This window comes from Lysinibacillus sp. BPa_S21 (assembly GCF_023337795.1).
GTDB lineage: Bacteria > Bacillota > Bacilli > Bacillales_A > Planococcaceae > Lysinibacillus.
Map to the genome: position 1 here is coordinate 340,076 of NZ_JALIRS010000003.1, position 21,147 is coordinate 361,222.

General features: G+C 39.4%; 20 protein-coding genes. 1 reads left to right on the forward strand and 19 read right to left on the reverse strand.

Annotated features, from left to right (window positions below):
• Positions 1-132 precede the first annotated feature (132 nt).
• Positions 133-633 (forward strand): energy coupling factor transporter S component ThiW, encoded by a 501-nt coding sequence (thiW, locus tag MOK21_RS07525; RefSeq protein WP_249073318.1) that lies wholly within the window; start codon positions 133-135, stop codon positions 631-633.
• 65 nt (positions 634-698) lie between these two features.
• On the opposite strand, the gene MOK21_RS07530 is transcribed toward thiW, so the two are convergent.
• The 19 genes from MOK21_RS07530 to MOK21_RS07620 form a co-directional block, all read right to left on the reverse strand.
• Complete coding sequence (locus tag MOK21_RS07530) at positions 699-1,178, reverse strand: EVE domain-containing protein (RefSeq protein WP_249073319.1); 480 nt, start codon at positions 1,176-1,178, stop codon at positions 699-701.
• Positions 1,179-1,191: 13 nt separating this feature from the next.
• On the reverse strand, positions 1,192-1,515 hold the full coding sequence (locus MOK21_RS07535; RefSeq protein ID WP_249073320.1) for a hypothetical protein: 324 nt from the start codon (positions 1,513-1,515) through the stop codon (positions 1,192-1,194).
• Between the two features lie 37 nt (positions 1,516-1,552).
• Positions 1,553-1,975: a MarR family winged helix-turn-helix transcriptional regulator gene (locus MOK21_RS07540; RefSeq protein WP_249073321.1), complete on the reverse strand. Its 423-nt coding sequence runs from the start codon at positions 1,973-1,975 to the stop codon at positions 1,553-1,555.
• A gap of 363 nt (positions 1,976-2,338) precedes the next feature.
• Positions 2,339-4,936, reverse strand: coding sequence for a VWA domain-containing protein (locus MOK21_RS07545; RefSeq protein WP_249073322.1), 2,598 nt, complete (start codon positions 4,934-4,936; stop codon positions 2,339-2,341).
• A complete protein-coding gene (locus tag MOK21_RS07550) occupies positions 4,920-6,665 on the reverse strand; it encodes a vWA domain-containing protein (protein ID WP_249073323.1) in 1,746 nt (581 codons plus the stop codon). The genes MOK21_RS07545 and MOK21_RS07550 overlap by 17 nt, the downstream gene beginning before the upstream one ends.
• 11 nt (positions 6,666-6,676) lie before the next feature.
• On the reverse strand, positions 6,677-7,552 hold the full coding sequence (locus MOK21_RS07555) for a DUF58 domain-containing protein (protein ID WP_249073324.1): 876 nt from the start codon (positions 7,550-7,552) through the stop codon (positions 6,677-6,679).
• Positions 7,549-8,544 carry an AAA family ATPase gene (locus MOK21_RS07560; RefSeq protein WP_249073325.1) on the reverse strand — a complete coding sequence of 332 codons (996 nt, stop codon included), beginning with the start codon at positions 8,542-8,544 and terminating at the stop codon, positions 7,549-7,551. Before MOK21_RS07560 ends, MOK21_RS07555 begins: the two co-directional genes overlap by 4 nt.
• 11 nt (positions 8,545-8,555) lie before the next feature.
• Positions 8,556-10,016 carry a hypothetical protein gene (locus tag MOK21_RS07565; protein WP_249073326.1) on the reverse strand — a complete coding sequence of 487 codons (1,461 nt, stop codon included), beginning with the start codon at positions 10,014-10,016 and terminating at the stop codon, positions 8,556-8,558.
• Positions 10,017-10,027: 11 nt separating this feature from the next.
• Positions 10,028-10,873, reverse strand: a complete 846-nt coding sequence (locus tag MOK21_RS07570; protein ID WP_249073327.1) for an ABC transporter permease — start codon at positions 10,871-10,873, stop codon at positions 10,028-10,030.
• Entirely contained in the window at positions 10,870-11,805 is a 936-nt protein-coding gene (locus MOK21_RS07575; RefSeq protein ID WP_249073328.1) for an ABC transporter ATP-binding protein, read from the reverse strand. Before MOK21_RS07575 ends, MOK21_RS07570 begins: the two co-directional genes overlap by 4 nt.
• The gene (locus tag MOK21_RS07580) at positions 11,805-14,207 is read right to left on the reverse strand and encodes a DUF7408 domain-containing protein (RefSeq protein WP_249073329.1); all 2,403 of its coding nucleotides are present in this window, start codon (positions 14,205-14,207) and stop codon (positions 11,805-11,807) included. Before MOK21_RS07580 ends, MOK21_RS07575 begins: the two co-directional genes overlap by 1 nt.
• A gap of 310 nt (positions 14,208-14,517) precedes the next feature.
• Positions 14,518-15,405 (reverse strand): transcriptional regulator CcpC, encoded by an 888-nt coding sequence (locus MOK21_RS07585; RefSeq protein ID WP_249073501.1) that lies wholly within the window; start codon positions 15,403-15,405, stop codon positions 14,518-14,520.
• Between the two features lie 68 nt (positions 15,406-15,473).
• Positions 15,474-15,914, reverse strand: a complete 441-nt coding sequence (gene cbpB, locus MOK21_RS07590) for a cyclic-di-AMP-binding protein CbpB (RefSeq protein ID WP_249073330.1) — start codon at positions 15,912-15,914, stop codon at positions 15,474-15,476.
• Positions 15,915-16,182: 268 nt separating this feature from the next.
• Positions 16,183-16,422 (reverse strand): short-chain dehydrogenase, encoded by a 240-nt coding sequence (locus tag MOK21_RS07595; RefSeq protein ID WP_249073331.1) that lies wholly within the window; start codon positions 16,420-16,422, stop codon positions 16,183-16,185.
• A gap of 69 nt (positions 16,423-16,491) precedes the next feature.
• Positions 16,492-17,259 carry a 2,4-dienoyl-CoA reductase gene (gene fadH, locus MOK21_RS07600; RefSeq protein ID WP_249073332.1) on the reverse strand — a complete coding sequence of 256 codons (768 nt, stop codon included), beginning with the start codon at positions 17,257-17,259 and terminating at the stop codon, positions 16,492-16,494.
• Between the two features lie 66 nt (positions 17,260-17,325).
• Complete coding sequence (locus MOK21_RS07605) at positions 17,326-17,562, reverse strand: hypothetical protein (protein WP_249073333.1); 237 nt, start codon at positions 17,560-17,562, stop codon at positions 17,326-17,328.
• Between the two features lie 291 nt (positions 17,563-17,853).
• The gene (locus MOK21_RS07610) at positions 17,854-19,038 is read right to left on the reverse strand and encodes an iron-containing alcohol dehydrogenase (protein WP_249073334.1); all 1,185 of its coding nucleotides are present in this window, start codon (positions 19,036-19,038) and stop codon (positions 17,854-17,856) included.
• A 16-nt stretch (positions 19,039-19,054) separates the two neighbouring features.
• On the reverse strand, positions 19,055-19,816 hold the full coding sequence (locus tag MOK21_RS07615; RefSeq protein ID WP_249073335.1) for a 3-hydroxybutyrate dehydrogenase: 762 nt from the start codon (positions 19,814-19,816) through the stop codon (positions 19,055-19,057).
• A gap of 11 nt (positions 19,817-19,827) precedes the next feature.
• Positions 19,828-21,144: a GntP family permease gene (locus MOK21_RS07620; protein ID WP_249073336.1), complete on the reverse strand. Its 1,317-nt coding sequence runs from the start codon at positions 21,142-21,144 to the stop codon at positions 19,828-19,830.
• Positions 21,145-21,147: the final 3 nt, after the last annotated feature.

Consider the following 21,147-nt stretch of genomic DNA (forward strand, 5'->3'; position numbering starts at 1 on the left):
GTTTAGCGGCGTTTCTCATGCTTTTTGCGGCGGAACTCACACCTTTAGCGGCGTTTTTCGTGCTTTTTGCGGCGGAACTTCCGCATCTACCGGCGATCACTATTAAATTCATATTTCAGAGGAGTGGAAATTATGTCAATTCGGAAGTTAACAATCATGGCCATATTAGTAGCAATTGCCGTAGCAGGTTCTACCTTCGTTTCAATACCAACGGGAATTGCGCGTGCCTACCCTGTACAGCATGCCATCAATGTTATTAGTGCTATCATTCTTGGACCAGTGCCTACTGTTATGGTCGCCCTCGTCACAGCCATTATTCGGATTTTAACAGGTACAGGTTCATTATTAGCTATACCAGGCAGTGTTATCGGTGCACTGTGTGCAGCTCTTGCCTATAAATATAGCGGCAAGCAATGGCTAGCAGGTGTCGGCGAAATGTTCGGGACAGGAATTATCGCCTCACTCATTGCAGTACCTTACGCACATTTATTTATGGGGACATCCGTTGCTGCTTTATTTTTCATGCCTGCTTTTTTAACCTCAAGTACTATTGGTGCTGTATTAGGCGTTGTCATTGCTAGCAATTTGCGAAAGACAGTATTTGTAACTAACCTTAACACTTTACTTAAATAATGATTATACGTTACTTTCTTTATGGCAATAAATTAAGAAAGTAACGTTTTTTATTCTAAACAAATTCAGCCATACTTCAATGGTAATCCCATTTCATGTGCAATTAATAAAAAATCTTTTTTGCTTATTTCAAAATGACCAAACCTGAATTTATAACCATACTTCGATGTATCTTCTACAAATTCCAAATAATCTAAGATCCTTTTTATTGGCACAGCTTTTGCATCTTTATAAAAATCTATATCTCTTCTATAAGGGATAAAATTTTCTGCCATTTGGAACTCGTATATTTTCTCGTCTTTTACTCTTCCAATTGCGGTAAACGCTCTTATAGGCTCGTTACCATCTAGACTTTTTTTAGGAGAATAATAGATAATCCAATCTCCTTTTCTCATTCGTTTCAAAGGTCTTTCTTTGCCATGGCATAGCTGGCTAAACCCTCCATCAACTCCTTTTTGCACATGATTGAGAGATGCTACGCCAATCCAATATTTCGTGTCTCTTTCAGGCGTGGGAAGAGGATTTCCTTTAGGATTTAATGACATGCTTCAGTCTCCTTTATTTTGGGATCATTGTAAATGATTTAATTTTTTCATTTTCAAGAATCAACCTTTCTTCCAGAAATACTGGGTTTGGTAAACCATCCCAAGTAGTGGAAACAATTGCCCTACATTCTAGATCATCGCCTTCAATATTTTGGATCGTTAATTTAAAGCCTTTCGGCATAGGTGACATATAAAAGTTCTGTATTTCTTTTCTGCCTTTAAAAATTTCACCTTTAAAATTTTTCAATTCCCCGTGATCTGCATACATGTCAGATAAATCCTGACCCTCTTCTTGTGCTCTTTTTAAATACTCTTTCATAACCTCTACTGCTTTCATCTGTCATCACTCTTTCTAATTGATAAGGTTTTAAGCACTATGTACGATTTTCATATACTTTTGTCAAAATACTTTTCAACTGCTCTTTTTCTTCCAATGAAAGTAGTTGTAAAACTTCATTCTCAGAAATCGCAAGGGTCTTCATTAATTCTTCTGCCAAATTTTCACCTTGTTCTGTAAGGCAGATTAAATTCTCTCTTCTATTTTCTTGATTTTTTTCCCTATAAACATACTTTTTTTCTTCTAAATCATCGATAAAAAAGCGGACACTATTTTTATCCAGCTTTAAAATCTGCCCTATTTGAATTTGGCTAAGTTTCTTTTCTTTTACAGCAATCATGATCCCGACTTCTCTCGATTTCATTTGAAATTTTTCGTTGATATATTTCTCGAGATTTTCCTCTAAAGCCTCGGCTAATTTAAAGCTTAGAAAACCAAAAGAATTCATAATATTGGTCATGTACGATCCCCCACAAAAATTTATAGTACGTAAAAATGATAGTAATATTTTATTACTATCATCAATTATTACACTTATATACATTATTTACAAGTAAAATTTTACCTGTCTCAGAAAATTTGCGCATCTCTTTAGAAGGTGGATGTCGATAAAAATTAAAAGTTGGGTGATAAAACGCCAAAGTTAGTCGATAAAATTTAAATGTTGGTCGATAAATTGCGAAAGTTCGTCGATAAAATTTAAATGTTGGGTGATAATCGCTGAAAGTGTTAATACTAAAAAGTTGATTGTCATTTTTTTAGATAGAATGCAAAAAAACGATGGCTCATAGCTTAAAAACCCATGAACCACCGTTTTAACTTACTAATGTCGTTTTTTCATGCCCTTTAATAGCTGGGCAACATTTGTGTCCTCTGCCTGTATTTGTTTTTCCTCTACAGGTGATTCTTTTTTCTTTGGTCTTGTTAGGAAGCTCCAACCGAAGCGTCGAATCGTAATATCAATAAAGAATAGTAGCATTCCTGCTAATAAAAGCCATGTTGCAATATTTTGACGTTCCGCTCCTTTTTTCGTAAATTCACGGAATACTTCGCTCGGTTCCTTCAATACGGAGCCGCCTGTTTGCTTTGTCAGTCCCTTGACAAGCTGATCATTCACTGGACGTAATTCATACTCAGCACTATAAGGTACACTTAAGCCTGCCTGGTAAATAGCCTGTTGTTTATCGGCTATGCGGAAGAAGATTAGTCCTGGTTCTGCTTGTACGACTGCTCGAACTTGTGATGCTGAAATTGTTTCTAGCTGCGTTTCAAGTTCTTCACCCGCCTCATTGACAGCAACTATATCTAAAAACGCCGCTTCATTTGTTGGGTCAGTGATGACAAATGTGCCGTCTGATTCTAGACGTACATCATAGGCAACATCGTTATAGCTTGGTAGCATTTTTGAAATAAGCGTTTGCCAAAACGTGCCCCAATTTTGCCACCTTGCCCAGTCTCCTGTCCATTTTCCTGTAGAATCAGAAGTAAAGGCAAATGTTTTGCCAAGGCCATATTGCCATTCTGCAAGTACTGGATCTTCCTTCTCACTTTCTGCAATAACCGTGGCTCCCTGCTTTGCTGTAGTGCCTATATAAGCATTCATTTTAGGTACACCATTTGTAAATAACGTATTCCAGCCAGATGCATTAAATATCGTTGGATAGAATGGGTTATCTTCAATATATGTGCGTGAAATCATGGCTGTTTCACGAGATAAAATAGAAGGAATCGTTTGCTCATCGACGACATCATAGAAACGCCCACTGCCCATATCACTAAGTGCTTCAAGTAAGTTGGCATCTGCATCCTGACCAATTGCAACCGTTGATAATGTAATGCCATTCTCTTTTCCTTGTGCAATTAAGTCTTCGTAGTTACCTGGCTGTGACTGTCCATCCGTTAATAAAATAATATGCTTACGCTGTAGCTTTAGATCAGCTAGTTTTTCATAGGCGTTAGCAAGTGATCCATAAATTTCGGTACCCCCACCTGGCGTTACAGATAAAATCGTATCTACAGCTTCTTCCTTATTGCCAAGTGGCCCTGTCTCAATAATTTCCCAAGGTCGATCATCAAAGGCAATAAACCCGAGCGTATCCTCAGTTCGTAGCATTTCAACTGAGCGAGCGGCCGCCTCTTTCGCGAGTTCTAGCTTTGTTCCAGACATACTTCCCGAACGGTCAAGTACGATAACAAGCCCTAATGATGGTAATTGTTCCTTACCTTTGATCTCCATTTCAACAGGTAATAAAGTTTCGATTGGTGTTTTAAAGTAACCGCCTAAGCCAAAACTATTTTCGCCACCAACCATTGTAAAACCGACACCAAAGTTTTTCACGGCTTGCTCAATGACATTCATTTTTGCCTCACCGACTAAATGCCCTGGTACATTATCAAAAATAATTGCATTGTATTGTAAATAACTAGAAAGCTCATTTGGCAAACTTTTAGCATCTACAACATCGTGGGCAATTGATTGTTTGCCAAGTGCTGCTGCAATTGGTGATGCAGTATCATAGCCATTAACAATAAGTAAATGTGGTTCACTTTGCACCATTGTGACGCTAGTTAATTTATTATTTTCAAAAATGGCATCCTGTTCGACCTGTACAAGTGCCTCATATTTCACAAGTCCTTCAGTCGTTGCTGAATGTTTATACGTAAAAACATTTGAACCTTCTGTAAGCTCAACTTTCTCACGATGAATAAGCTTATCATTTTCGTATAATAATAGCTCACCTTGTTCTGCTACAGTTGCATTGATTTCGGCGACTAGCTGTTGCTGCTCGCCTACATAAGCTACTTGTGGCGTTACAAAACTTTTCATGGATACATCTTTAGCAACAGGTTGGTTAAATGGCATCACATCCACACTAATATTTGACCCTTTAAACTTCGTTGCAAATTCCAAGGCATCTCCTTTTGTTTCATTGCCATCCGTTAAGAGCACAAGCCGTGTTGCTTTTTTCGGATCTACAATGCCTGATGCAAGCTGTAGGCTCTGCTCGATATTTGTTTGATCTGTTGCTTTTATAGCTGTGAATTTAGGTACTTCCTTTAAAGAATCCGATAAAATAGCTTCCGTTTGTAATGTCGATGAAAAAGAATAAATCCCTGCAAGCTGTTCATCTTTTTTCGACTGTAAACTTTCCGCTATGGCATTGGCCATCTCATCAGCTGTTCCATTCATTGAAGCAGAACGGTCAATTAAGAATAATACTTGTTCTTCCTTTACGGGCAATAAAAGATAGGGCCCAGCAAGTGCAAAAACCAAACAGCATATTGCCACAATACGAATTCCTAGTACGACGATATGGCTTTTCTTTAGTCGCTGACGTTCACGCCAATAAGTCCAGCCAAAATACACAAGCAACGGAAGTAAAAGCAACAATGCTAATGGCATATCAATTCGTAAATCCACGACGTCGTTGCACCTCCCACTCTACAACCAGTAATACGACGATAATAAGGATCAACCAAGGTACGAACGAGGTTTTTGACTGTTCTTCCTTACCATTGTCCGGAAGCTCTCCAAGCGTATAGCTAGTCCCTTTTTCAATAACACGTTCTTGCGCTTGAAGCTGTACAATAAAGCGCTTTTCTTCATCTTTTGAGCGAGCTGTGTAAATTCCAGGCTTCATTGGGGCAGTTAATAGACCCTTTGTAATGGTTGACAAAAATTCATCTTCCTGTGAATAAATACTCCAGTCCCCCTGCGCTAAAGCAACTGCACGTTGCTCATTTGGTGTAAAAACTCCAAGTGAACCAATTGATTCTGAAAGCTCCTGCTCGGCACTCCATAAAAACAATGGGAATGAAGGATGTAACGGCCAATCTGTATCTGCAATATCAGCTAATACAACTAAATCTCCTTTAGGTGAGCGCTGAATAAATGGCCTGTCTCCAACGGATGCAATCGTTTTATAATCGTCGAATCCAGGATATACAGCACTGACGTAAATACCTTTAAGCTCACTAAATGCAAACAGTGCATCACTTGTTGTACCGACTTCCCCAGAAGCTTCAACCTTCTCAACATCATCCCGTCCAAATAATACAATTGGCTTGTCCATCTTTTCGAGTAGCGCTGTCTGTTTCGTCACAACAGTGGCATCCTGATGGTCAGCCACCTGTGAAGATGGCACAATTTTCACGCTGCTATTAATCGTTTGCATACCTTTTTGAATGAGTTGATGTATACTTTGATCGACAATCACCTTTGAAGTAGCTGTCTGTAGCAATACCGTTTGTGTATTATCAACAGCGTAATCATCCTTAGCATCTATCTTGGCCGTCATAGAATCTTCTAAATGTAGGTCTTTAAAGGTTTTTGTTACTGCTTCACTTGGAGGCAAAATGACACTCTCTGAAACTAACTCCTTACCTTTAGCATTTTCTATCGACAGCGATACATTTTGCTCTTGGTCCGTATCATTTTGTAACTGAACTAGAGCCATAGCAGATTTTCCATCAGTTGTAGCGGCAAAACGTGTAATTGCGATATTTGTTAAATCCTTTGCAGCTCCTTTTACGATCCACTTCACCGTATCTTTTTCCATCGGTAACTGCTTTTTATCAAGCGAATCTGTGAAAACATAGATAGATGTTGGGGTATTGCCGACAAAAGCCTGCGCCACATCCAGAGCTTTATTCATTTGAGCGGTTTCATATGTTACTTGTAACGCTTGAATGGCTTTTGCAATATCTTTAGTATTGGTTTCCTGCTGTAATATAGCTTTTGGCGTATTGCCTGTTGTAATGAGTGTCACAGGTCTACCATCTAGCTCGTCGACCAATGACAGCATTTCTTTTTTATGTGCATCAAATGTTGACTGCTCTTTTCCTGCTAACATCGTTGCGGACGTATCTACAATGAAAATCGTCTGCGCACCAACGATCGTTGACTTTTTAACGTAAGGATTCATTAAAGCTAATACGAGTAAAAGAAGAGCTAGCAGTTGTAAATAAAGCAGTGCATTTTTTTGTAAATGTTTTAAGTATGGAGATACACGTGTTTCTTGCATAATTTCCGACCAGAAAAGTGTTGAAGATACGGTTTGATCGGTATATTTTTTTCGAAAGAAATAATATAGAAGGACAATGACCGGGATGATGGCCGTCCAGCTAAAAAGTAATTGACTAAAGCCCAATACGGCTCACCTCACCTAATCCAATGTGCTTTTAATAATTGTTGGAAGATGGCATGCTGTAATCCATCCTCTACTTTAAGCTGTAATTGTCGAACACCGAAGCGCCGACAAATTGCCTCAAATTCCTCTTCATGTACTAAACGTTTTCCCATATATGTGTCTAGAACTTTAGAAGACATCGTAACATTTACATCTCTGCCTGTTTCACGATCAAGTAAGCGCACATCACCCGTATATTGTGGTGATAGTTCTTCTTGCGTAACGATTTGCAAAATACGTACATCCCCTGCAAAACGTGGTAGCCTCTTTAGAAGTTGCTCCCATTCCTCGATTGGCTCAAGCCCGTCCGTCACAATAAATAGAACTGTACTATCCTTAGGCAATGCTTTTAAAGCTCCCTGGGCAAAGCTATTTGTATATGTTGCTTGCTCAATCTCTGTGACCATCTGTAAAAAAGCGCGACGATACATTGCACCTTTACGGCGAAACGGCGGCTTCACCTCATCCTGTACAAAAGAAAATGATAAGCGATCATCGCGACCGAGCACCATTAGGCCAAGTGAAGCAACAATTTGCCGCGCAAAAGTCCATTTTGCTTGATCGCCCATAGATTTAGTAGTATCTAGCAAAATGTGTACACGCATTTCTTGTTCATCTAAAAAACGTTTAATGAAGTATTTATCAGTTCTCGCAAAGACGTTCCAATCCACCTGACGTACATCATCACCTAAATGATATTCACGAAAATCTGAAAAATCGAGCGATGCCCCAAAGCGTTGCGAACGGTGCGAGCCCTTGTGCTGCCCACGTAATTTGGAGGCCGTTGCCACTTGGAAGCGACTAATTTTCGCTAACCAATCCTCGGGCAATAAAAATTTTTGTGTCACCTGCTAACACCTTGCTGTACTTTTTCTAAAATGACATCAATCACATCGTCTGCTGTTTTACCTGAAGCCTCCCCTTCATAATTCAACAGCATACGATGGCGTAACACTGGCTTAGCTACAGATTTAATATCCGCTACAGAAACGTGGAAACGTCCATTCATAAGCGCCCTTGCCTTCGCAAGTTTTATTAAACTTTGTAAACCTCGAGGGCCGCTACCATACATAGCATATTGCTTGACCTCATCAATTGCATCCACTCGCTCAGGATGTGTAGCCACAACTAGGTCGGTCGCAAATTCGAGCATTTCATCAGCAACAAGTACTTCCTTCACCATTTGCTGCGCTTCAATAAGGGCTTCGGTATTCATGATCTTTTGCAAATCAATGTCCTTAGCACCTGTTGTACGCTTCATAATTTCCATTAGCTCACTTTTCTCAGGATATGGCACAAGAATTTTACATAGGAAACGGTCCATTTGTGCCTCTGGTAAAGGGTATGTTCCCTCCATCTCAATTGGGTTTTGTGTTGCTAACACGAAGAATGGTCTTGCCATCTTCTTTGTATCGCCCAAGATGGTTACCGTTTTTTCACCCATTGCTTCCAGCAAAGCACTTTGTGTTTTTGGTGTTGCTCGGTTAATTTCATCTGCTAATACCATTTGGCTAAAGATCGGGCCTGGCTGGAACGTAAACTGCTGCTTGCCATCAGGTGTGCGCTCAATCATACTAGTTCCTGTAATATCCGCCGGCATTAAATCTGGTGTAAATTGAATACGCGAGAATGATAAATCTAGTACTTCAGAAATTGTACGGATTAACATCGTTTTCCCTAAACCCGGTAGCCCCTCTAATAATGCATGCCCATCAGCAAGCACTGCGTATAATGTATAATCAATTGCTTCTTCTTGCCCGACGATAAAACGATGAATTTCTTCCTTTACTTGCTGTAATTTCGTACTCATTTCAACATATTGTTGCTCTGTAAATGCCATTCCTTTTCCTCCTACTGAGACTCAATTGACGTGAAATAAGATTGCACGACATTTTGTAAATCCTTCGGTAATTGTAAACGCTCTGAGCTTTCTAAATAGCTATCTTTATAGGAGCCTATAACTTCCCCATAAGGACGGATAGAACCTTTAGTAATGGGACCATTTCCTTGTTGCTCCGAAACATGTGATCCATCGCCTAATGCGCCTCCATCTACTGAAGTTTGACTTGAGCCACCTATTCTTTTCGGCGTCGTTAATAAATCGCGACCGCCTTGCCCTGTTCCTGCACCACTACCTCCTGCTGAACCTGAACCTGAACCTGAACCTGAACCTGAACCATTACCGTTTCCATTGCCATTTCCATTGCCCTGACCTTGTCCGTTCCCTTGACCATTACCTTGTCCTTGTCCTTGTTGAGTGCTTTGACTCGATCCTTGTTCCTGACCTTTACCACTGGCCTGTTGAGAATCATTTTGGGAATTTGATTGGCCTTGTTGTCCTTGCTGATTGCTCTGTTGTGAATTCGCTGATGACTGTTGATTTGGATTTGGGTTAGCATTGTTTGACTGGTTGTTATTTGCACTATTGGCACTTGCAATAGCATTTTGTAGCGTATTGCTTGCAGGCTTCCCAAGCTTACTCATAGCTGTCTGAGTGGCAGTGGCATTTTGCGTTAGCTCCTGCTGCATTTGGGCAAGCTCCTTCAATTGCTCCACTTCTTCTTTCGATAAACCCTTCTCTTCAGCAGCGCCATCCTTACTAGCCGTTTGCTTATCTTTTAATTGTTGCTCCTTTAAAGCCAGTTCCTTTTGCTTTTTCACGACTTCGCGTAATGCTTCTTCCGCTGTCTCTGCCTCTTTTAAAGTATTTTGCAATTCTTTTAATTGCTCTTTCACTTCTTTTGTTTCTACTTTTTTCTCTAATTTAGCTACTTCCTTTTTTACGTCCTCAATGACAGCTTTTTCTTTCTCCACCTCAATGGCTTCAATTTGTGTAGCTGCTGGGAACATATAAAGAATGGCTAGTACGACAGCTGTTCCAAACAATCCGATCAATGCTTTTGGACGGAACAAGCTTTTCTTTCGAGCCTTAAAATCAGCAAACGCTTTGTCAACGTTTTCTAGCGCTTTCGTTAGTAGAGATAGAACGAGTGGGTCCTTATCATCCTCGAACGATAAGGCTGTCACAAGTTCATTGTGAGAAAAATAATCATCCAGTGTATGCAAAGCTTCCTTTTCTTTTACACGCTTCCACCACATAAATAGTACCGTTGCTAGTATGACAACGATAAAGGTAGCAAGAGCTGTTTGGCGATAATATGGCCAAACAAAGAGCCTTGAAACGAGGAAGAGGGAAGCACTCGAAAGCAATGCCAAAAACAAGCCGTATTGTGCAATTGGAATGCTTCTTTCCACTGTTAAACTCGTCTTTGCACGTTGAATATATTTCCGTAATTGCCTACGGCGCTCCATAATATTCCTCCTTATCGGTTGCTTTTCATGTTGGCACGTAATTTTTTAATCGCAATTGTTAAACAAAAAACAATAATCAATGAATAAGCTATTAAGTAACTAATCCAAACAGGAAATTTCACTCCCGAAACTTGTGCTAAAGCATCGCCCATCGCTGGCGAAGTAAGCGTAAGCATTAATGCACCTGGGTTAATAGAAGCCCAGAAGTAAGCCATATAAGAAGTACTAGTACTTAAGGAATTACCCATCTGATGGAAGGCTATTGATATAAAGAAGAAAAACGCCGTAATGCCACCTAAAAAAATGATTGAACCATACGTAGAAATCATCGCAACAATAGTTCGTTTTGTAATGGTTGAAAACATAACACCGATACTACCAATTGCTACAACTGTTAATAAATAAAATAAAAATATTGAGATTAATTGGGACGGCGATACGCCACCAAATAAAAATACTAAACTATACAATGGTAGCCCTGCGATAAGCATTAATACTAAAAATGCTACCGAGGATAATAATTTTCCAATGATGATTTGAGTAGAGCTTTGTGTCGTTGTTAGTAAAATATTTAATGTTTGCTTTTCCCGTTCGCTACTAATTGCACCGGCAGTTAAGCTCGGTGTAATGAAAAGAACAAGAGCCATTTGTAATATTGTTAAGACCGCGAACATCATAAAGCTTGTGTCTGGTCTAAAGAAACCCTTGCCTGTGAATCCAGTTGTGATAAGCAAAAATCCTACGATAAAAATACAAATAACCGCTAAATAAAACATTAAACCTGAAAAGCTTTTAAAAGAACGGAAGCGTAACTTCAATTCTTTTACGAAAACCGGATTATAAAATCGTTCCATCATTGATTGTCCGCTCCCTTCGTAATAGCCATAAAGACATCTTCTAAATCTTTTTCCTCTTCACTTAACGCATAAATAGGTAGATCCGCAAGTATTGCCTTTTTCAATAGTGCTACCTGATCGTCATCTGTTCCACGATAATTAAAGGCTAATTCTAAGCGATTGTCCATCACATCTATTGAAGAGATCAGAGGATCCTCCTCCAAAAATGCACGTACTTCGTTTAAGCTTTCTGTTACTTTTATTACGATACGCTTCTCCCCTTGTAGCTGTGCTTGAATGGAAGCCACATTGCCATGAGCAATAAGCTTGCCATTATCAATCACACCGATTTCATCGCACATTTCTGCAAGCTCGGGCAAAATATGGGAGGAGATTAAAATAGTTTTCCCCATAGATTTTAAATTCCTTAAAATATCCCGCATTTCTACTCGTGCACGTGGATCCAAACCTGAAGCAGGTTCATCTAAAATTAATACTTTAGGATCGTGGATAAGAGCACGTGCCAAACATAGACGCTGCTTCATCCCTCGTGAAAGTAAGTCAACATATTCATAACGTTTATTTGTTAAATTTACGAGCTCAAGCAGCTGTGGAATCAGTACTTTTCGTTCAGCTGCCACAATGCCGTAGCTTGCTCCGTAAAAGTCTAAGTATTCGTCTACTTTTAGTTGATCATAAACACCAAAGAAATCTGGCATATAGCCAATTTGTTTTCGCACTTCCTTTGGTTCCTTAATAACGCTTTTCCCATTAATAAGCGCGTCACCAGAAGTAGGAGCCAGCAAGGTTGCTAAAATCGAAAATGTAGTCGATTTACCTGCTCCATTTGCACCTACAAAACCAAAGACAACCCCTTCCTCCAAAGATAGATTCAAATGATCTAGCGCTGTAAAGGAGCCATATCTTTTCGTTAAATCACGAATTTCAATCATTATTTCGCCACTCCCTTCAGCTCTACATCTGGTAATTTTGTTTGCTCACCCGTTTGATCTTGTCCGAATTTAACTTCAATTAGCAACTCATCATTGTCATTGAAGTATTTTTTTATGTTACCTGAAAATACCTGTTTCTCATCTGCCAATGGCTCGTAATTTTTCGTCTCGTTATTCCAAATCGATAGCTGCATACGACTAACATCCTTATTCGAGACTGTCAGTTCGTTTAATGTTTGAACTGACTTCATAAAATTATCTGGCATCGCAATGGATACTTCATATAAACCATCAGACAACTGCCAATTATTTAATTGCTCATCTATTTGTTCATAATACGAATTAGGGGATAATCCGTTTACTGAATACGTAAAGTTGTTACGTTTCATCGTAAATGGACCTAAAAGCTCCACTTTACCCTCAAATGGCTGAACAAAATAGGAAATTGGAGACATATTCGCACTTGTTTCTAGCTCCACACCAGCAATTGCTTGATCTGCCCATGCTGTTATAACAGGGCTTTTATCATTTTCAACAAACGGTATGGCCATAGATTTCATTTGCTCGATACGTAAAGGATTCACTTCTTCCTTCTTCGCTGGGGAACTATTGAAATTGTAATTGTAATTTGTAAAATTAGATGGTTTTTGCAGAACTGTTGCTTTTAGCTCCTTATCGACTGTAAGTTTACCGTTCGCTTCAATATCGCCAAGGTTAATTTCTTTAATGCCAGAGATTAAAGTAACATCCTTTAGTGCAAACGGGAAATTATTTTTAATGGTCCCGGTTAGCTTTTCATTCTTTAGCGTAATATCGATGTCCATCTTACCAATATTTTGTGCCGCTGATTTCCCTGCAAACGACTGAACAGACCAATAGCTTAAATCACGCAGTGTTAACGTTGAACCATTAGCATTTTCCTTAATATAGGATATTTCATGTAAGTTCTCGCTCATCCCCGTGAAATTATTAGAATTTCGCAGCGCGTATGCACTTGTATTCTTATCTGCATGAACAACAAAATCACCGCCACGATTTGTTAAAATGGACTCTACATAATAACCATTTAAACTACTATCTTCATTTACTTTATAAAATGCCGATTGTTGAATTTGCGGTTGCCCAATTCGATCTTTTGCACCAACGATAAATAGGGCAATAGATAATACAATTGCTATCGCAGGAATGATCCACCATGCATGCTCCCGCTTGTCTACTTTCTTTAAAATGAAATATAAAATAGGTCCGATAATTAAAATATATAAAATAATAACGATTACCATATAACTAACAGATACTTCGAACGAAGGGAATAATTCATTTATATTCCGCAGGTCATACGACATTTGATCCATCGGCGGCTGTCCATTAACGAGCATCCCTTGTTGTGACATCTGCTGTATATTGAGCAATTTTTCTATTAATACTGGATAACCATCCATAGACGCAAGTGGTTGATCTCCTAATGAAAAGGCTGTTTGTATAATTTCTCCACTGCCAACTTTTTTCTTAGACGCTAAAATCTTTTGGTTATCTGTTAAAACAGCAATACTTCCTTTATTTTCAGTTGCCCCATAAATAGCAATAGGTTGTGTAAAAGTTCCGCCACCTGATAATTTTGAAAGACGATCTGCCGAAATGGTTGTCATTTGTTTGGATAACGCTAGTGGTAGATAATCCTTGAAAATACCAGCTGTGGCATTTACTTGGTCAGCAGCTCCTACTAATAAAGTTCCACCATTCTGTACCCACTTCAGTAAAGACTCTTGTTGCTTTTTCGATAAATCAGCAATGGCCATTTCATCGATGACGATAACATTCGCCATTGCAAATCCTTGAGTATCTTCCGGCAGTGTATAATCTTTAATTTGATTTAAGTTGAACACTTCAACATTATGTTGTTGAGCTGATTGGGAAAGACGCAAAAATGCTGATAAACGATCACTTTTCTCCGTTAATGTATAAATAAAAACGGAGGAAGGATCTAAAAGATTACCTTGTAGCTGCTTTGTTCCTTTATAAGCAACCTTTTTTCCTTTTTCTATGCTTCCTTCAAAAAACGCAAACGTATCTGCATTCGAGTAATTAAAGTCATCTAATCCATCTAGATAAATATCAAATGTTTTTTCTTCTCCTGAAGCTATATCGATAGGAAGAACTTGTGCTGATGTAGTTTGATAGGAACCGGAGACATTAATGACCATATCTCCAGAAAAATCTTCACCATTATTTTTTACTGTTACCTGAATCGGCACAACTGATTGGTATTTAGCTTTACCCGCAATCCCTACCTTAGCCTCCACCTCTAAAGTAGCAGCCGCACTTGCCTGTTCCACAGGCAAAATAAAGCTAATAACCAGCATGAATAGTAGTATAAGTGCCGTTAGATTCGTTTTCTTCAAAAACTCAACCCCTTTTATGTAAATTGTTGGTTAAGTAATTATACGTTTTTCACAGCATTTTGTTTCATTTCTTATGACATCTTCATGAATATTCATAAACTCTTAAGAATTAGCTAATGCCGAAAGTTAGGGATGATATTTTATTAGAAAAAGGTGGATGTCGATAAAATTCAAAAGTTGGGCGATATTTCTTGAAAGTGTTCCGATAAAACTCAAAAGTTGGATAAAATTTTTAATTATATGTTAAATTGAGAATTACATGAAAAAAGGCATCCCCAAGTGAATACTTGAGACTGCCTTGTTCTAATTTCTATTTCGTATAGTCAAACAAACATCGCGCATGATCTTGCACTACCTCTACAAAAGCCTCTACTTGTCGTAACTCAAATGAGGATTCATAGCCAATTAACCAAGTATCTCGCGTTAAACCAAATTCTTTTTCATTATTCGTTAATGCAATTTTATTAATACCATCATGGTCATTTAAAGTAATGGAAGGCAAAATAGCATAACCAATGCCATTCAATGCCATTTGCTTACAAATTTCAATCTGATCCACTAAAATTTGTTTTCTTGGATTTGAAGCGAAATGCTGCTGCCACCATTGTTGAATTTCTTGATAGTAATTGGAATCACTTTTAAATTGAATAAAAGGTCGGTCTGTCGTTAAGACATCTTCTATCGTTTTTAGCTCTTTATCTACTAAATAAAGGGTGTCACGAAAAAGATGGATTTTTTCCCCTTTCCAATCAACCTGCCCACGCACAATCCCTATATGAGCCTCACCCTCATAAAGCGCTTTAACTATTTCAGAGCTCCAACCAGTCATAAGGGAAATTTTCGCCTCAGGATATTTCGATACAAAATCCTTTAATATTATCGGAAGCCAGTTTTGGCCGACAATCGATGCACAGGCAATTTTCAATGTCCCGTTTACTTTCGTCGTTAATGATTGGATCGTTTCGAAAATCTCTTCTTTTTTGCTGAGCATTTCAGTTGCATAGGCAATTATCATTTCTCCAGCAGGTGTCGCTGTTAGTCCTTTTTGCGAACGAATAAATAATTGTGCGCCCCAGTCCTTTTCAATAGTTTGCAACCGTTGAGAAAGTGCTGGTTGAGATAAAAATAAACGTTCTGCCGCTTTGCGCATATTACGTTCCTCTGCAAGTACTTTTAAAATTTCAGCCTCCGTTGCCATCAATCCGTAAACCTCCGATACAAGCAAAGAGGGTCTCATGATTTTCATCTGAGTCCCCTCCTAAACTACTACTCTTTTTGATAAATATATTTTTTCAATTGCTTTAATATAACACGTCTCGTTAATATCCCTGCAAATGTTCCTTCTTCGTCCACAACACATAAAAAGGCGTGATTAATCACTAAGTCGAGAGCTCGCTGAAAAGTATCCGTCAACTTTAATACAGCGATATCTTTATCCATTATTGTATCCACTTTAATATCAGGTAGCTTTTCATATTCAATATGTTCTAGTCCAAGAATGGATTCCGTAATCATTTTCATACTTAGTAAACCTTGAAGTCGATATTTCAAATCTAAAACAGGTATCGACGAATACCCTGTACGTGTAAGTACTAGGAGTGCATGCTCTGCACTATTTCCACTTTGTACATGCGCAACTTTTTCAGATGAAATAATAAAATCACTAATTGGCATTGCTAATAAGTCTTTGCTGTTAGTTGAAATCATGAACTTCTTCTCCTTTTCTGTCCCCGCTTTGCAGAACAGGATGCTTCCCTTTTATCATATCATAACTATTCCTTTTATGACCACGACCAGGCCGAGAAGAGTTTTTTTATAAGCTGCGAATTATTTTAGGATTTTAAACAAAACTAACTATCGAAAGCACAAATAAAAGAGGTTTTACTTAAGGGCAATGGAGAAAAATCTTCATTCAGCCATATTATAAAATATGAACTGAATGAAGATAATGCTTCCGGCGGATGTCACGGATAATTTAATACCCTGCCTTACTCCAATAATAAAAAATCATTATCCCTAAAAAAAGTAAAAAAATGATATACACCCAAACAATTGGATTGAGCATAGTTGCATATTCTTCAACGGTTTCTGAAATCGGCGTATCATTTTCTGATTTCCGTTGAGACGTCATTTTGGCGATTTTTAGCGTTGACACAAGCGAAATGGCAGAAATAATCGCAATGGCAATAAGAGCCGGTATTAACCACATACCCATCGGCAAAACTCCTTTCTTTACCTTTAGTATGCGTCAAACCAGCTCTTCGTTATGCAAAGATTTTTCAAGTTAGAATGGATACTGATTGAGCCATTGCCCGCCATCAAGTGTCACACATTCACCGTTCATATAACTTGCTTTATCAGACATCATAAATGTTGCTAAATCAGCAATTTCTTCTGGAGTACCTGTACGGCCTAACGGAACAGAGTCTAGTGTACGAGCAGCTGCAGCCTCTGACTCCCAGAGCTTCCCTGCACCACCTGTACGCTCAATTGGACCTGGAGCAATTGCGTTTACTCGAATGCCGTACTGTTTTCCCCATTCAACAGCTAACGTTCGAGTCACTGACAATACACCTGCTTTAGCCGCTGCAGAGTGAATAACACCAGCACCTGCATTCCATGCATAAGTTGCCACCATATTAAGAATAGCTCCCTTAATATTATTTTCAATCCAGTACTTTCCGACTGCCGAAGAACAAAAGAATGTCCCATTTAAAACAATATCAATAACAGCCTTCCAACCATTTGGTGATAAATCCTCTGCACGTACTATAAAATTACCAGCTGCATTATTCACAAGCCCATCAACTTGTCCAAACTTTTCAATTGCAAATGCTAGCATTGCCTCTGCATGCTCAGGCACTCGAACATCCATTTGAAATGTTTCAATCGTTTTCCCAGCCTCTAAAATAAAGGATTTTGCCTCTGCTAATCGCTCCTCGTTCCGCCCTGTAATGACAACATTTGCCCCTTCCGCAACGAATTGCTTGGCCATATAAAGTCCCATCCCACTTGATCCACCAGTAATAATAATTGTTTTCCCCTGCAACATACAATTTCCCCCTTCGAAAAATGAATGACGATTCATATAAAATATTACTATATTTTCTCGGATATGTCATATTAATTCTGCAATACAGATCCTTAGTTGCTCGGATATCGCTTTTCTTTCGCGGGTATTTCTGCCATGCGTGGGTATTCTCTTCTCTTTCGCGGGTATTTCCCCGCCGCGCGCGGGTATTCTCTTCTCTTTCGCGGGTATTTCCCCGCCGCGCGCGGGTATTCTCTCCTCTTTCGCGGGTATTTCACTGCCGCGCGCGGGTATTCTCTTCCCTTTCGCGGGTATTTCTGCCATGCGCGGGTATTCTCTCCTCTTCCGCGGGTATTTCACTGCCGCGCGCGGGTATTCTCTTCCCTTTCGCGGGTATCTCACTGCCGGGCGCGGGTATTCTCTCCTCTTCCGCGGGTATTTCACTGCCGCGCGCGGGTATTCTCTTCCCTTTCGCGGGTATTTCTCTGCCGCGCCGCGTGCGGGTATTCATTAATCCCCACTCCCTTTGTTCAAATTTTCAAAACTATAACATAACTTAGCTAATAAATAAAAAATAGAGTTACAAATTCATACGATTTGTAACTCTATTTATTCCTAAAACTCATAATGATAAGCAATTTTATAAAGCTCCATTAGCTCTTCCTGTGTAGGGATCTTAGGATTATTGCCAGGGCTACCGCTGGCAATTGCATCAGCTGCCATTTTTGGAATAGCATCGTAAAAGGCTTGTTCCTCAATTCCCCATTGTTGTAAATTCCCGATATCCATCTTTTTGCACATTTCCTTAATTGACACAATTGCTAAATCGGCAAGCTCTTCTTGCGATAATTGCTCATGATCATTATTGAAAAACTTACCTAGATCTGCTAGCCGATCGACACAAGCATCCTTTGAAAATTCTAATACCGCCGGCAAAAGCATGGCATTTGAAATACCATGTGGTACATGGAATAATGCCCCTATTGGGCGAGACATGCCATGTACTAATGCGACAGAAGCATTTGAGAATGAAAGACCTGCTTGCATTGAGCCTAGCGACATCGCTTCCCTAGCATCAATATCGTTACCTTGCTCATAAACTTTTAACATATTATGAACAATTAACTCCATCGCTGATAATGCAAGTACATTTGAGTAAGGATGGGCTAAACGAGATAAGTAGCTTTCAATAGCATGACTTAACGCGTCAATCCCTGTTGCTGCAGTGATGGCAGGTGGAGATGTAACCGTTAAAATCGGGTCAACGATTGCTACGTTTGGCATAAATGCAGGCTGCTTAATCATCATTTTCACGTCATTTTTCGTATTCGTAATGACTGTTGCATCCGTTGCCTCTGAACCGGTTCCCGCTGTTGTTGGTATGGCGATATGTGGAATCGGTGCTTGCTCTGCCATTTTGGCCATTTTCATATAATCACCAATGTAGCCACCATTCTTTGCAACTACTGCAATTGCTTTTCCAGTATCGATGCAACTCCCGCCACCGACGGAAATGATCATATCACAGCCCTCTGATTGTAAAATATGAAGCCCTTCTGCTACATACGTATCTACTGGCTCCGTCGTTACGCCTAAATATGAAACCGCTTCCAATCCACTAGCTTTTAATAACGTGCTACATTGATGAACAAAGCCTAAGCTATCCATAATTGGATCACTAATGATAAGAGCCTTAGTCCCCATTTTTTTGGCGTACATGCCTACTTCTTCAAAAGAATCCCGTCCATAAACGATCGTTCCTGGCGAATGAACCGTATAAATTGTTTTTGTTTGAATCATCTTTCACCCTCCTACGCTATTGTGCTGTATAACCGCCATCCAAAAGAATTGCTTGACCAGTTACCCCCTTTGCCGTATCACTTGCTAAATAAAGCGCAAGCCCCGTAACTTCTGACACTTCTAGTAAGCGTTTTTGAGGAACGAGTGGATAAAGCACCTGTTCTAGCACTTCCTCTACTTGGATACCTCTTGTCTTTGCTAAATCCGTAAACTGATTACGCACCAAATCTGTATCGACATACCCTGGACATACCGCGTTTACGGTTATCCCTTCAGTTGCAACCTCCAGTGCTGCAACTTTCGTTAAACCGACAAGTCCATGCTTAGCGGCATTGTATCCGGCCTTCCCTGCAAACCCAATTACACCATTAATGGATGCCATATTAATAATGCGTCCAAACTTATTTTTCTTCATATGTGGTAACACATATTTCATTGCTATAAAAGGTGCAACAAGCATCACCTTTTGCATGGATTCAAATATTTCTGTCGCGAAATCCTCAATAAGCGAAACATGTTGAAATCCTGCGTTATTTATTAAAATATCTATTGTCTCAAACTTTTTAACAGTAAAGTCGATCGCATCGTATATGGCTTGTTCATCCGTAACATCACATGTGTAAGCTATTAATTGAGGATGTTGTTTAACTGCCTCCGCTAAAAGCTGTTCATTACGATCTGTTATAACGACATGCGCTCCTTGCTGAGCAAACGCTAATGCCATCGATAACCCGATACCGCGGGCTGCTCCCGTAATAAAAACTGTTTTTCCCTTCACGCTTAGCCCCCCTACATTCCTAGTGAGAATAATATAATAGCCAGAATTGTGCCTATTATAGGTATAATGACGGTTAAGGCACCAAATGGCATATAAGCATCTTTATGTTTTTCATTACATACAGAATTGATAGTTGTGACTACATAACCACCATGAGGTAATGAATCGAGAGATCCCGATGCAATAGCAATTGTTCGATGTAATGCCTCCGTATCTACTCCCATATCCATATAGTGCGGAGCAAGTAATGGCATGGCAATTGTTTGTCCGCCCGAAGCAGAGCCTGTTAATCCTGCTATTACAGCAATGGCTATTGCACCACCAATTAATGGGCTTCCAGGAATATTTGTCATGACGTCAACAGTTGCCACAAATGAAGGAGTAGCTTTTACGACACCACCGAAACCAACCACTGCTGCTGTATTAGCAATAGCAACAACGGCACCCATAGCACCAGCTGCTAGTGTTGCTCCAACAGATTTTGAATATTTATAGCTCACTAAATAAGCTGTTATACATCCACTCGTTAATGCCACAATTAAAGCTGAAGTTCCAAGAGAATCATGGAACACAAAAGAAATACCTAAAACTACTAATAGGGGCACAAGACTTAGAATTGGACTCGGAAGCTTACGAGATTCATCAACTACTGGATCATTAGATCGTTCAATAAATACTTCTCCGCTTTTTACTGCACGTTTAATCATCCAATTTAGCCACAATGATCCGCCAATTGCCATAAAAATTGCAATAACTATACTTACTTCCCATCCAGCATATGGCGTTGTATGAAGGTATGAAATAGGAATCCAGTTTTGAATTTCCGGTGAACCTGCTGAGGTCATCGTAAATGTTACAGAGCCTAACCCTAATGCAGCAGGAATAAAGCGACGAGGAAAATTAGCTTCCTTGAATAAACTAATAGCCATTGGATATACAGAAAAGGCTACGATAAACACCGAGACACCACCATACGTTAGTACAGCTGCGGCAAGTACTACTGCAAAGGCTGCATATTTCACTCCGATTTTTTCTACAATCCATTTAGAAACACTATCCGCTGCTCCCGTATCTTCCATTACCTTTCCGAAAATGGCTCCTGCCATGAACATTAAATACCATGAACCGACGAATCCAGTGAACCCATCCATATAACTTGTTAAGAAGTTAGCTTGATTTTCATCAGCTGTTTGTGGAAAAAATGCTAGACCATTCGTTATGGCCGCTAGCAATGCAGTCAATGGTGCTGAAATCAGTAAATTTACGCCCCTCATCGTTAAATACACAAGTAAAGCTAAACTACCAAAAAGCCCAATGTATTCTAACATCCC